The sequence below is a fragment of the Bacteroidota bacterium genome (genome assembly GCA_013696965.1).
GTDB lineage: Bacteria > Bacteroidota > Bacteroidia > JACCXN01 > JACCXN01 > JACCXN01.
This window is the reverse complement of record JACCXN010000103.1, coordinates 1-14,102: the sequence shown is the minus strand read 5'-3', so window position 1 is coordinate 14,102 and position 14,102 is coordinate 1. Positions and strand designations below refer to the sequence as shown.

Below are 14,102 nucleotides of genomic sequence, written 5' to 3'. Positions count from 1 at the left end.
AAATTCCAAGATCCCTTCTGGCAAAATCAAGTTTGCCAAGCTGTGGTTTTCATCTCTTTGCACGTAGAATATTTTTTGCAAAGAAATGATTTTTGTTCATTCCCCCCAACTTTTCCGCTTGATCCGTGAAGTCTGGGATCATAGTGATTTTACCCATAGGCAAAAACTACAAAATCTCCTTTTTTCAAAGGGAATTAGGTATAATAAGAGAGCAGATGATTGTCGAACCCCTGACATTGAAAAAGTATTTGGCTGGACTGCTTTGAAACAGTGTGAAATGGAGATAAAAGAAAAAGGGAACTCTCCAATTTTTATGAAGAATTCCCCGTTGGTAGCGAAACCGGGATTTGAACCCGGGACCTCAGGGTTATGAATCCTGCGCTCTAACCAACTGAGCTACCTCGCCAAAAGTATTTTATTTGTTTTAAAATTTAAGGGTGCAAATATATCAAAAAAACAAAAAACAAGCCCTAATTACTGCAAAAGATTTTAATGCATTAATTACCAGATAGAAAAAGGACAAAAAGAAGAAAATAAAAGCTTAATTAAGTTTTACTACCCAATTGTGCTTATCAGCAGCATTGCCTTTTCTGATTTTTTGAAGGGTTTCTTTTACTTTATTGGAAAATTTACGCTCAATAACTGGTGGAAGATGAAAATCTACTCCTTTGTAACAAATTAGTTCTATATGGGCAATAGTAGCGGCTGTTCCTGTTCCAAAAGCATCATTTAGAATTCCTTTTTCTGAAGCTTCAACCAGTTCATCAATATTTATCCTTCTTTCCTCCACCTTGATTCCCCAATCCTTTGCAAGTGTAAGTACGCTATCGCGGGTGATGCCAGAGAGTATTGTGGTACTTGTTGGAGGTGTAACCAAAGTATCTCCAATTACGAACATTACATTCATAGTACCTGATTCTTCAATATACTTGTGTTCAATTGCATCAGTCCAAATCAATTGATGGTATCCTTTTTCCTGTGCTATTTTTGCAGGATAAAGGGAACGTCCATAATTTCCTGCCGCTTTTACAAATCCAACACCACCTTCAACTGCCCGTGTGTAATTATTTTCTACAAGCACTTTAACAGGTTCAGTATAATAATTTTCCACGGGGGAGGTAATTATCATAAACTTATAAGTATCCGATGGGCGTATTCCTATGAATTCATCAGAGGCAAACATAAAAGGACGTATATAAAGTGAGCCTTCCTCTTTTGTTGGAATCCAGCTGCTGTCAACAAGTATGAGTTGTTTTAGCCCTTCAATAAATATTTCTTCAGGAAGAACGGGCATACACATTCTTTCTGCTGATTTATTTAACCTTTTAAAATTATCAATTGGCCTGAAAAGCATGATTTCTCCATTTGCATTTTTATAGGCCTTCATTCCTTCAAATATGGATTGCCCGTAATGAATTACAGCACTCGAAGGACTTAATTCCAATTTTTTATAGGGAGAAATACGGGAGTTTTTCCAGGCACCATCAATATAATCGGACACAAACATATGGTCAGAAAACATTTTGCCAAATTGCAATTTATCAAAATCAACTTCTCCTATTCTTGATTTTTCTATTCTATCAATAGGTATATTAGAGGAAATATCGGTATACATGTTATAGTAATGGTTAAGTTTTAGCTAAAAATACAAATTATGTCATAAAAACTATAATAATCAAATTATCTTTATACCAAATTATGTTATATACTGTATAATTACAGCATTAACGGTTATTAAAACCTTTCATTGTTTATGAATTTTAGTCACATTCTGGAAAAATATTGGGGCTACAAACAATTTAGGCCATTGCAGCAAGAAATCATTAGCTCTATTGCACAGGGCAATGATACCCTTGCCTTGTTGCCAACTGGTGGGGGAAAGTCTATTTGTTTCCAGGTTCCTGCTCTTGCCCTTGAGGGAGTTTGTATTGTAATTTCCCCCCTTATTGCCTTAATGAAAGACCAGGTTGAAAACCTCAATAAACGGGGAATTAAAGCTGTAGCTATTACTTCATCAATGAAAAAACAGGAAATTGATATAACATTGGACAATTGCATACACGGGAATATCAAATTTCTGTATTTATCTCCTGAAAGGCTTGGTAATGATGTCTTTGAAGCCCGTTTAAAACAAATGAAAGTATCTTTTATTGCTGTTGACGAATCGCATTGCATATCCCAGTGGGGATACGATTTTAGGCCTGCTTATTTGAAAATTGCAGCAATTAGAGAAATTTTACCCAATAAAGCGATAATTGCCTTAACGGCAACAGCAACCCCTGAAGTGGTAAAAGATATACAGGATAAGTTAGTATTCAAAAAGCCACAAGTGTTTCAAAAAAGCTTTGAAAGAACTAACCTGTCTTACATTGTGCAAAAAGAGGAGGATAAATTAAAACGGCTTTTGAAAATCATTTCCTCAATTCCCGGAACAGGTATTGTTTATGTAAGAAACCGTAAAAAAACAAAAGAAGTTGTCTCTTTTTTGGTGAAAAACAATATAAATGCCGATTATTATCATGCAGGACTTGATGCCAATACCAGGGATGCAAAACAGGAAAACTGGATGAATAATAAAAATAAAATAATTGTTGCCACAAACGCCTTTGGAATGGGTATTGACAAACCTGATGTTAGGTTTGTTGTTCACCTGGATATACCTGATACACTTGAGGCATATTTCCAGGAGGCCGGAAGGGGAGGAAGGGATGAGAAAAAAGCCTATGCTGCACTTCTTTACAATCAATCAGACATTAGCGATTTACTAAGAAATGTAGAATCTTCTTTTCCATCCATTGAGGATATAAAAAAAACGTATCACGCACTTGGTAATTACTTTCAAATTGCAACAGGTGGAGGACAAGGATCCTCTTTTGACTTTGAAATAGCTGATTTTTCAGCAAATTACAATCTAAACCTTATGATGGTTTACAATGCTGTTAAAATTTTAGAAAAAGAAGGATATATTTCTGTAACAGAAGTTTTTTATCAGCCATCACGCATTCATTTTATTGTAAATAACAATGATTTGTATAAGTTCCAGGTATCAAATGTAAATTATGATGATTTTATTAAGCTTCTTTTACGCTCCTATTCGGGATGTTTTGAAAATTTTGTTAAAATAAATGAAAGTGATTTGAGCAAAAGGGCTGGGATATCACGAGAAAAAATAATCATGAACCTGAAAATGCTTGATAAATATAAACTTCTCTCCTACCAGCCTCAAATAAAACTTCCACAACTAATGTTTACTTCAGATAGGGTGGATGTAAAAAGCTTTTACCTTTCTAAAGAAAATTATTTCGAAAGAAAGAAAAGAGCTTTGGAAAAAATGAATTCGGTATTGCATTACCTTCAAAGCAATCACAAATGCAGAAGCCAGTTATTGCTGGCCTATTTTGGAGAAAATAATTTTAATACTTGTGGGGTTTGTGATATTTGCCTAACCAATAAAAATGGTGTTAGTTCTGATGAATTTCAAAACATTTCCAATTGCATAGAAAACACCTTGAAAAAATCTCCCCTTAGTCTGGTTGCCCTTGTGGATAGTTTCAAGGATATAAAAGAAGATAAAATATTAAAGGCTATTCAATGGTTAATGGATAATAACAAGATAAAAGATAAAGAAAACCTTTTACACTGGGTGAATTAAAACGTTTTGTTTTTTTTCTGGCAAAGCACTCCCTGTTGCTATTAAGCAAAAAGAGCAGAACAATTTATGTTCCGGCTTTTTTATAAAAATTAATCTTTACTCTTTTCATCCTGTTTGCTTTCTCTCCATTGTAAATACTCCTGGATAAATTCCATTTGATACTATTTGAATTTTTTTTTGAAATTTTTCACCTCTGATTTTTGTTAAATTTTCAAAATTATATTCATTGCACTACGTTAACTACTTATGCCAATACTTTCAAAATATTTTTATTTAAGGCCTGATGTTGTACAGATAAGCAAAGAGCTACTCGGAAAAGTATTGTTTACAAATATTAACGGTATAATTACCGCGGGAATAATCACCGAAACTGAAGCTTATGCAGGGATTGTGGATAAAGCATCTCATGCATACAACAACCGGAGAACCAACAGGACAGAAATAATGTTTGCTAAGGGAGGAGTAAGTTATGTTTATTTATGTTATGGAATTCATCATTTGTTTAATATTGTCACCAATATTAAAGATATTCCTCATGCGGTTTTGATAAGGGCAATTCAACCTGTTCAAGGACTAGATGAAATACTTTCAAGAAGGAAACTTACAAAACCAACTGCAAAAATGACTTCAGGGCCTGGCACTGTTTCCCAGGCATTGGGAATTACTACGGCCTTTTCTGGCCTCTCTCTCCAGGGCAATATTATTTGGGTGGAAGAAAAAGGAATAAGTGTAATAGAAAATCAAATAATTACAGGACCCAGGATTGGGGTTGATTATGCGGCAGAAGATGCCTTGCTTCCATACAGATTCAGATTATCCCAGTGAATTTTACTTTTATAGGTTTAATATTTTTATAAATTATCATGATTAAGCCAAAAAGCATCCCGCAATTAACTTATTGAATTCCTTAATTTATATCTGATTAAAAGCTTCTTTTGCACATCTTGTTTCTTTAGCACTCAAATCGGTTAAAACTCATACATTTGTAGCCTTTAAAATAAATAATTATGTCATTTTATCCTCAAGTAATCCTGAATTCAGGAAAAGAACATTCTTTAAAACGTTTCCATCCATGGGTGTTTTCAGGGGCAATTAAAAAAATTGAACAGGAAGTTAAGGATGGTGATTTGGTGGAGGTATATTCAGCTAAAAATGAATTCCTGGCAACTGGCCATTACCAGCAGGGAAGCATTGCGGTTAGAATTCTCTCCTTTGAAAAAAAGGAAATTAACCATGACTTTTGGGTGGATAAAATTAAGCAGGCCTTTAATTTCAGAACATTGATAAACCTTTCGGATAACAAACAAACAAATGTATATAGGTTAATTTTTGCTGAAGGGGATAATCTTCCCGGACTTATAGTGGATTATTACAATGGAACTGCAGTTTTTCAGGCTCATTCAGTGGGAATGTATCTGGCAAGAAATAAAATTACTGATGCCCTTAAAGAAGTTATGGGTTCAAAATTAACGGCTGTTTATGATAAAAGCGCTGAAACATTGCCTGATAGAGCAGCAACTGAAGCTAAAAATGGTTATTTGTTTGGTTCCTCCACAAGTGGACAGGTTATTGAAAACAACAATAAATTTAAAATTGATTGGGAAGGCGGGCAAAAAACAGGATTTTTTGTTGACCAGCGCGATAGCAGAAAACTATTGGCTGATTATGTTAAAAATAAAACTGTTTTAAACACTTTCTGCTACACTGGAGGTTTTTCTGTATACGCACTCAATGGTGGAGCAAAAATGGTTCATTCTGTTGACAGTTCAAAAAAAGCAATGGAATTAACAGATTTAAATGTTTCCTTAAATGAAAAATCCTCAAATCATGAATCTTTCACAGCTGATGTTTTTAGCTTTTTAAAAGATATTGATGATAAATATGATGTTATAATTCTAGATCCTCCTGCATTTGCAAAAAGCAGGCATGTTACCCATAATGCAGTTCAGGGCTATAAAAGAATAAACATGGAGGCAATGAAGAAAATAAAAAAAGGCGGAATTCTATTTACTTTTTCCTGTTCCCAGGTAATATCAAGGCCGCTTTTTACCAATACAGTAATTGCAGCGGCTATTGAGGCTGGCAGAACTGCAAAAATTATTCATCATTTGTCGCAACCTGCCGATCATCCCATTAATATTTTTCATCCTGAGGGAGAATACCTAAAAGGGCTTGTGCTTTACATTGAATAATTTTTTTTACCACCATCAAATCAAAGAAGAACGAATGAAAAAATTAAAGCGCTGATATGTTAAGAATAGTTTTTATGGGTACTCCTGATTTCGCGGTAGCTTCCCTTGATATTTTGATTGAAAACGGTTTTACCATTGTTGGGGTTATTACTGCTCCGGATAAACCTGCTGGAAGGGGAAGAGAAATACAGGAATCGGCAGTGAAAAAATATGCTGTTCAAAAGGGGCTAAATATTTTGCAACCCGATAAACTAAAAAATGAGGATTTCCTTAAACAATTGCGTGATTTAAAAGCAGACTTGCAAGTGGTGGTTGCATTCAGGATGCTTCCTGAAGTAGTTTGGAATATGCCTGCTTTTGGAACACTTAATTTACATGCTTCCTTATTACCCCATTACAGGGGAGCAGCTCCAATTAACTGGGTTTTAATAAACGGGGAAAAACAAACAGGTGTTACAACCTTTTTTCTTCAACATGAAATTGATACCGGAGATATTATTTTCCAGGAAAAAATTGAAATTGCTGAACGTGAGACGGCAGGAGAACTGCATGATAGATTAATGAACCTGGGTGCTCATTTAGTTTTGAAAACTGTGAAAGCAATCGAACGAAATGATTTTCCACAAACCAAACAAATGGAAATTCTAAAAGAAGAGCAGATAAAGCATGCACCCAAAATTTTTAAGGAGGATTGCAAAATAAACTGGAATGAAAAAAGTAGAACAATCCACAATAAAATAAGTGGCCTTAGTCCTTATCCATGTGCCTTTACGGAGCTAGGATCAGGGGATGGTAAAATTGTACAACTGAAAATATTTTTCTCAACCTTTGAATCCTCAGAGGAACAAACGCCAGGCACTATTCATAGTGATGGGAAGACATTTTTTAAAATTGCCGCAAAAGATGGTTTTATCAATCTTACAGATTTGCAACTGGCAGGAAAAAAAAGAATGAATACGGTTGAGTTTTTAAGAGGTTTTAATATTAACAGCATTAAAAAGGCCTTATAAACCAATTAAACACAATTGAATTGCTGCTTTTAATCACTTATTTTCAATATTTTTATACAAAGACTTGACATTTCTGTAATTTGGTCTATATTTGTTCCAGTTTTATAGTTTACATTTTAATGTTTAACCTAATTTATTAACAATGAACAAAGCTGAATTAATTGACGCTATGGCTGCTGAAGCCAAATTAACAAAAGTTGATGCAAAAAAAGCATTAGATGCATTTGTAACTGCAACTTCAAAATCTTTGAAAAAAGGTGACAGAGTTGCTTTAGTAGGTTTTGGTTCTTTCTCAGTTGCTAAAAGAGCTGCAAGAACTGGAAGAAATCCTCAAACTGGAAAAGCTATTAAAATTGCTGCTAAAAAAGTAGTGAAATTTAAAGCTGGAACAGAATTAGCAGGAAAAGTAAAATAATTGAGGATGCTTTTTTGTGAAAAATCCCGGCAATAGCCGGGATTTTTTGTTTTATATTGCCTGAATCTTATGAATCATTACCCACATAGCACTTACCAAAGTTTTAGAATCATGGATTTCTCCTTTATCAATACGTTTCATAAATTCAGGTAATGGCATTTCAATAACTTCTATAAATTCATTTTCCTCTTCCAGGCCACCACCATCACTTACTTTATCCTCATTTGATACTTCGGCATAATACAAAAATATTCTTTCAGTAGAATAGCCCGGAGATGCAAAAATATAAGTTATAAAGTCCAGCTTTTCACTTTCTATTTGATAACCGCATTCTTCCTTGGCCTCACGCAAAACCGTTTCCTTAGGATCTTCGCCTGGAGAAACCTTTCCTGCTATAATTTCCAATAGTGGTTCGTTTATTTTATCAGAAATAGCATATCGAAATTGCTTTGCTAAAACAACATTTCCACTGTCCTTGTTCACTATAAATACTGCAACCGCATCTTCATAAATTAAGCGTTCTCTTGAATATAAATGTGATTTACCTAACTTATCAATATGTTCAATTTGGGCTTTTTCAATTTTCAAAAAACCATCGTATTCTATATGCTCATACCTTCTTTTTTGCATAGAATAAATTTAACATTTAATTTCTTAAACATCGCTTTATTTCTTTATTAAATAATATTTCACAAGGATTGTATTCATTGGAAATTTTCTTAATAAATTTCAAATAAAGGATTGAAGAAAAATAATATTTAATACTATATTTGAACAATGATACCCATTAAAATATCCATGAGAAGATAATTTGACAGGATGAATTTAAAAAACCTTGTATTAAAAAAAGCATATCCGATTTTTTTTTTAATACTTTCAATCGATCAAATGCATATTATTAAATGAAAATTAAGCTTAAATTATTTTCTTTTTTCCTTTTGATTTTAATACAAAACTCTTTTGCTTTTGACAGCGATTCCCTTTGTCAAAAATTAAAAACCTTACACGATACAATTCAAATAATAGAATTAAATAAAATTGGTCAGGATCTGGCAGAACATCAACCTGAAACTGCCATTAAATTAACCACGCAGGCTCTGGTTTTAGCACAAAAAAATCATTTCATTTCAGGCCAGATAAAAAGTTTATTTCTACTCGGGGTTTTGAATAGAATAGTCGGTAAAATCGATCAATCTTTAAATTACCATATAAAAAGCCTTGAAATTGCAGAAACTATAGGGGATAAGCATTATATCGCCAACAATTACAATAATCTTGGCATTATTTATAAAAATCAAGGCAATCTTAAAAAAGCGATGGAATTTTATGAAAAAGCACTTGAAATTCAACTTTTATTGGATAACAAAAAGGGTATTGCTTCCATTTACAGCAACATGGGAATTATTTTCAATAAAGAAAACAAATTGGATAAGGCCATTGAAATGCATAAGAAGAGTCTTGAAATTGAACAATTATTGGAGGACTATCCAGCAATTGCCGGTACATTAAATAATATCGGGACTGTTTACTGGCATAAATCTGATTTAAAATCTGCCATTTATTATTATAAAATGGCCTTACAGCTTTTCGAACAATATAGTGATCCTTTTAATAAATCCATGACTTTAAATAACCTTGGAATACTTTATACTGATTTAGGAAATTATTCTGTTGCAATTGATTATTGTCAACGCAGCCTTATCACAGCCAGGGAGATTAATGACCTTACTTCGGTTTATTATAATTATGTAACGCTCTCTGATATTTATTCTAAAACAAAGGATTTTGAAAAAGCATATAAATACCATGTGCTGTATGGTCAAAGTAAAGACAGTCTTTTGGATGAAAATGTAAAAAAGAGGTTTACAGAACTTCAACAAAAATATGAAAGTGATAAAAAGCAACAGGAAATTACTGTTTTAACTAAAGAAAAAGAATTGCAAGGATTGGAATTAAATAAAAAACGAATTATTATTTACGCCTTTATAATAGGATTGGTAATAGTTATGGTTTTGGCTGTTGTAATTTTCAAGGAAAACAGGCAAAGACATAGGGCAAATAAAGAGCTCAAGAAAGCCTATTATAACATTGAGGAAAAAAACAAGGATATTACAGATAGTATTAATTATGCAAAACGAATTCAGGAAGCATTATTACAGGAAGAAGAACATATTTCAGGGGATTTGCCTCCTCATTTCATTTTGTATAAACCAAAAGATATTTTATCAGGAGATTTTTATTGGTGTTTGGAGAAAAACGGATACTTGTACCTTGCTGCATCTGATTGTACAGGCCATGGAGTGCCAGGGGCTATGATGAGCATGTTGGGAATTGCTTTTTTAAATGAAATTACAAGTATTGAACAACTTTTGAGCCCTGCTGAAATTCTGAATAAATTAAGGGATAAAATTGTAAAAGAATTGAATCAACATGGAAAAGAAGGCGAAAGTAAAGATGGTATGGATATTTCCATAATTAGGCTTGATCTTCTGACAAAGGAACTCCATTGGGCTGGAGCTAACAATCCACTTTACCTAATTGCTGAGAAAAAAGAGAACGAAAAAGAGGGTGCCAATATAAATTTAAGCATCCCGGACTTTACATCCAACATTGAATATAAAGATTTGAAACTAAGTGAAATAAAACCAGACAAACAACCCATTGGTTTTCATCCTAATCCATCTCCATTTACAAATCATTGTTTTCAGCTGGAAAAAGACAGCAGTATATATCTTTTAACAGATGGTTTTGCTGATCAATTCGGAGGTCCAAAGGGCAAGAAATTTAAATACGCACAATTAAAAAAAATTTTATTGGAGCATAATTTTAAATCAATGGTAGAGCAAAAGGAAATATTAAATAGTGTTTTTGATAAGTGGAAGGGAAGCCTGGAACAAATAGATGATGTTTGCATTATTGGAGTAAAAGTTTGATTTGTTTATTCCTTGTTTTTTAAGAAAAAAGTTTTAATAGATTTAGGTAATTCACCCTATTTGGAATCGTGTTTATATACTTAAAAGTAGGTATTGTAAATTTTTTGAATAATTTTTTATCATTTTGTTGCATTCAATATTCATGCATTTAAAAAAATCAGTATACTTGTTACCATGAACAAAGGCTTTCTGTTTTCTATACTGTTTTCTTTCTTTTTTATTGATATAAATGCGAATCAACAGGGTAGGGAATATTTTTTGGTAGATTCGGTTAATTACAATGAATTGCCTTTACATGATAAAGCAATTTTAGATTCCTTGCTTCCTCTTTTCCATAAAGCGAAACACGATACCATAAAACTAAACCTGTTAGGGGCTATTGTTGAACAATGCATGGATGATAATTTGTGGCCCAAATACAATCTGTTAATGTTTAATATTGCCCAAAATGCGTTGGCTGATCCATCTACTTTAAAAAAAGAGGAATTCATAGCATTGAAATTAAAATTGGCTGATGCTCTTGCAAATATTGGCTTTTTTAATCTTAACAATGGCGATCTTAATAAGGCACTTGGATATTTTCAAAAAAGCTTGTATGCGCAAAAAGGAATGAGCTATAATTATGGAATGGCCAGTGCCCTACTCAATTTAGGATACATCTATAAAAGCAAGGGCGAAATTGTAAAAGCACTTGATTATTATGGGAAAGCATTAAAAGTTTTCGAAAAAATAAATCATCTTTCTGGAATAGCCAATGCCTTAAATAATATTGGACTCATTTATAAAAATCAAGGGGAAATAGATAAAGCACTCGAGAATTACAATAAAAGTTTAGCTATATGGAAGGAAGTAAATAACAATAGACAATTAGCAGCTACCCTTACCAACATAGGTTATATTTACTACGCTAAAAAAAATGAAGAAAAAGCACTTGAATATTATTTTCAGGCATTGGAAATTGATGAATCAAATGGCGATAAACGGGGAATAGCCAGTTCTCTTAATAGCATTGGTTTGGTATATTATAATAAAAATGAGCTTCCTGATGCTTTGGCTTTTTTCAATAAAAGTCTTGTCATTAACAAGGAAATAGGAAACAAAAAAGGAATTGCTGAATCACTAAACTCTCTGGGTTTAATTTCCTGGAAAGTAAATGAAATAGAAAAAGCGCATACTTTTGGTTCTCAAGCCCTGGAAATAGCAAAAGAATCAGGCTATCCAAAAAACATTGCCGATGCTTCTGAATTGCTTTCCAAAGTGTATAAGGCACAAAAAAATTGGAAAGAAGCATTCAACATGTATGAACTTCAAATAAAAATGCGCGATAGTATTTTTAATGAAGAAACACAAAAGGCCGCTATTAAACAACAAATGAATTATGAAAATGAAAAGCAAAAAGTGCTCAAGGAAGCCGAATATCAAAATAAGATAGCAATTGAAAAAGAAGCGAAAAAGCGTCAAAAAGTATTGAATTTTGCTACTGGAGCAGGATTAATCATTATGTTGATTTTTGCTGGTTTTATTTATACACGCTTTCGTTACAGTCAAAAGCAAAAAGGTATTATTGAACAGCAAAAACAACAAGTGGAATTAGCATACCAACAATTGTCAGAAAAAAACAAAGACATAACTGACAGTATTAATTATGCTAAACGAATACAGAATGCAATTTTAAAGGAAGAGGACCAGGTTTCGGAACACTTACCTGAACATTTCATTTTTTTTAAACCTAAAGATATTGTTAGCGGGGATTTTTACTGGTCCTTAGAAAAACAATTTCCTTCAGAAGCAGGTTTAGGTTTTTGCAATTACTGGTATTTTGCTGCCGGAGATTGCACAGGACATGGTGTTCCCGGAGCTTTTATGAGTATGTTGGGTGTTGCTTTTTTAAATGAAATAACAGGTGTTGAACGCTTTATTTCCCCTTCTGAAATTTTAGACCATCTTAGAACCAGAATTATTAAAGAACTAAATCAGGCTGGAAAACAAGGCGATAGCAATGATGGTATGGATATTTCCATTGCTTGTTTGAATTTATCCAACTTTGAATTGCAATGGTCTGGATCAAACAATCCACTTTATATAATCAGTCAAAACAACTACAACTCTGAATTTGTAGTAAAATCTGAAATTTTTGATATCCAGCTAAGTGAAATAAAACCGAACAAACAACCCATTGGTTTTCATCCAAGCCCTATTCCTTTTACCAATCATTGCTTGCAATTACAAAAAGATACCAGCATTTATTTGTTAACCGATGGCTTTGCCGATCAGTTTGGTGGATTAAAGGGAAAGAAATTCAAGTATTCCCAATTAAAAGAATTGCTTTTGGCCAATAATTTACAATCAATGGCCCAGCAAAAAGAAATATTAAATAATGTTTTTAAACAGTGGAAAGGCAACCTGGAACAAGTGGATGATGTATGTTTAATGGGAGTGCGAATATAATTTTCTTTGGCATGAAAAGGATTTTATCTATTTTATTTTTTCTTACTACCAATTCCTTATTCTGTCAAATAATTTTTGAACAAGGAATTGTTCGGGGGGGGGTAACTGCTGGAGGATTTTCAACAGGAATGGGTGCTGGTAGTGGAAGCTTTGATGTTTACATTGAACCGGGCAGCACGATTAAAAAAGCTTACTTGTTTTTTTACAGTGAAGGATTTCCCGGGAATGTTAATCTTTTAATAAACAATATCACATACAATACCACTATTTTCGATCATAAAATTGTTGTTGAACATGTTCATGCTTGTGCCACACCAATTAGTTTATTTGTTCGAGATATTACCGCAGATATTAATCCAAATGTCACTAATTATCCAGTTACAATACCATTGCCCTCTGGAGGAAATACAGCATGTGCAATCTTTAATTATGTAAGTTTGTTTATTGTTTATGAGAACACTTCCTTACAACTTACTAATTACAGTATTTTACTTAATAATCAAAATTTAATTGGAAAAGAGAGTTATACAATCAATTCATTAAACCCTATAAATATTAACAACCCTGTGGGATTCTCTGTTTTTACAGACCGGTCTAATTTAATGGGAGGTAATGGGCGAAATGTTTTTTTTAATGGCAATTTTATTGGTCTTATTGGATTGGCTGACAATGTTAATAGTAATTGGACTGTTGGTGGGGTAAAGGGTCATTTCTATTATCAGAACAATCAGTTATTTGGCTTGGATGATGATTTACCAAATTCAACAATGGATGGATCTGATGGATTAGCAGATGTAAGTTCATTTATAAGTTCTTATGGTACAAATTGTAATTTTCAACTTGTTCATCAAAAGTGGCCTAATCAAAATACTGCCGGGGTTCATATAAACCTCAACTTCTTTCTAGCCTATACCTCCCCTTGCCAATCCTTTGAAGCCACAGTTAACAAAGACACAACAATCTGTTCAGGCACAACAGCCCAATTAACAGCAACTGGGGGTATAAACTACGAATGGCTTCCCCAGCAGGATTTAAGTTGCTACAACTGCCCAAATCCTGTATTTGCCGGGCAAAAAACCACAACCTACACCTGCCGCATTTGGAGTACCGATAGTTGCTCCAAAGTTCTGCCTGTTCGGGTAATTGTTAAAGAGCCAAGGCCAGATACTGTTAATGTTACCAATGGCATTTGCGGAGATAACAACGGTTCTTTTAAACTAGGCCAAATCCAAAATGGCACTGCTCCCTTTGTGTATTCCATTGCAGGCCAAACGAACACCTCAGGAAATTTCACGGGCCTTGGAGCAGGCACATATACATACAAGGTAACAGATGCAATGGGCTGTGTTTTTTCAGATACGGTAAGCATTAATGAAACAAACCCTGTCAAGGCCGGCTACCTTACACAAAAATTTAAAGACGATTTGCTTAAAATTGGTTTTATAAACAACA

Annotated in this window: 10 protein-coding genes and 1 tRNA gene; 8 read left to right on the top strand and 3 right to left on the bottom strand. The window is 33.4% G+C overall.

Annotated features, from left to right (window positions below; all coding sequences use genetic code 11):
* Window positions 1-329: 329 nt before the first annotated feature.
* Together H0V01_15660 and H0V01_15655 are read right to left on the bottom strand one after the other, a co-directional pair.
* A tRNA-Met gene (locus tag H0V01_15660) sits at window positions 330-406 on the bottom strand.
* 135 nt (window positions 407-541) lie between these two features.
* Entirely contained in the window at window positions 542-1,615 is a 1,074-nt protein-coding gene (locus tag H0V01_15655; protein ID MBA2584806.1) for a branched-chain amino acid aminotransferase, read from the bottom strand.
* 138 nt (window positions 1,616-1,753) lie between these two features.
* Between H0V01_15655 and H0V01_15650 the strand changes: the two genes are divergently transcribed.
* From H0V01_15650 to H0V01_15630, 5 genes are all read left to right on the top strand, one after another.
* The gene (locus H0V01_15650) at window positions 1,754-3,652 is read left to right on the top strand and encodes a RecQ family ATP-dependent DNA helicase (GenBank protein ID MBA2584805.1); all 1,899 of its coding nucleotides are present in this window, start codon (window positions 1,754-1,756) and stop codon (window positions 3,650-3,652) included.
* Between the two features lie 246 nt (window positions 3,653-3,898).
* Complete coding sequence (locus H0V01_15645) at window positions 3,899-4,477, top strand: DNA-3-methyladenine glycosylase (GenBank protein MBA2584804.1); 579 nt, start codon at window positions 3,899-3,901, stop codon at window positions 4,475-4,477.
* Window positions 4,478-4,659: 182 nt separating this feature from the next.
* On the top strand, window positions 4,660-5,844 hold the full coding sequence (locus H0V01_15640) for a class I SAM-dependent rRNA methyltransferase (GenBank protein ID MBA2584803.1): 1,185 nt from the start codon (window positions 4,660-4,662) through the stop codon (window positions 5,842-5,844).
* A 74-nt stretch (window positions 5,845-5,918) separates the two neighbouring features.
* Window positions 5,919-6,854: a methionyl-tRNA formyltransferase gene (locus tag H0V01_15635; GenBank protein MBA2584802.1), complete on the top strand. Its 936-nt coding sequence runs from the start codon at window positions 5,919-5,921 to the stop codon at window positions 6,852-6,854.
* 142 nt (window positions 6,855-6,996) lie between these two features.
* A complete protein-coding gene (locus tag H0V01_15630; GenBank protein ID MBA2584801.1) occupies window positions 6,997-7,269 on the top strand; it encodes an HU family DNA-binding protein in 273 nt (90 codons plus the stop codon).
* 51 nt (window positions 7,270-7,320) lie between these two features.
* Here the strand turns inward: H0V01_15630 and H0V01_15625 are convergent, their stop codons facing one another.
* Window positions 7,321-7,899, bottom strand: a complete 579-nt coding sequence (locus tag H0V01_15625) for an NUDIX hydrolase (GenBank protein ID MBA2584800.1) — start codon at window positions 7,897-7,899, stop codon at window positions 7,321-7,323.
* 272 nt (window positions 7,900-8,171) lie between these two features.
* Between H0V01_15625 and H0V01_15620 the strand changes: the two genes are divergently transcribed.
* The 3 genes from H0V01_15620 to H0V01_15610 form a co-directional block, all read left to right on the top strand.
* Complete coding sequence (locus tag H0V01_15620) at window positions 8,172-10,202, top strand: tetratricopeptide repeat protein (protein MBA2584799.1); 2,031 nt, start codon at window positions 8,172-8,174, stop codon at window positions 10,200-10,202.
* A gap of 174 nt (window positions 10,203-10,376) precedes the next feature.
* Window positions 10,377-12,650, top strand: coding sequence for a tetratricopeptide repeat protein (locus H0V01_15615; GenBank protein MBA2584798.1), 2,274 nt, complete (start codon window positions 10,377-10,379; stop codon window positions 12,648-12,650).
* An 11-nt stretch (window positions 12,651-12,661) separates the two neighbouring features.
* The coding region (locus H0V01_15610) for a hypothetical protein (protein MBA2584797.1) at window positions 12,662-14,102 on the top strand (1,441 nt) is incomplete at its 3' end.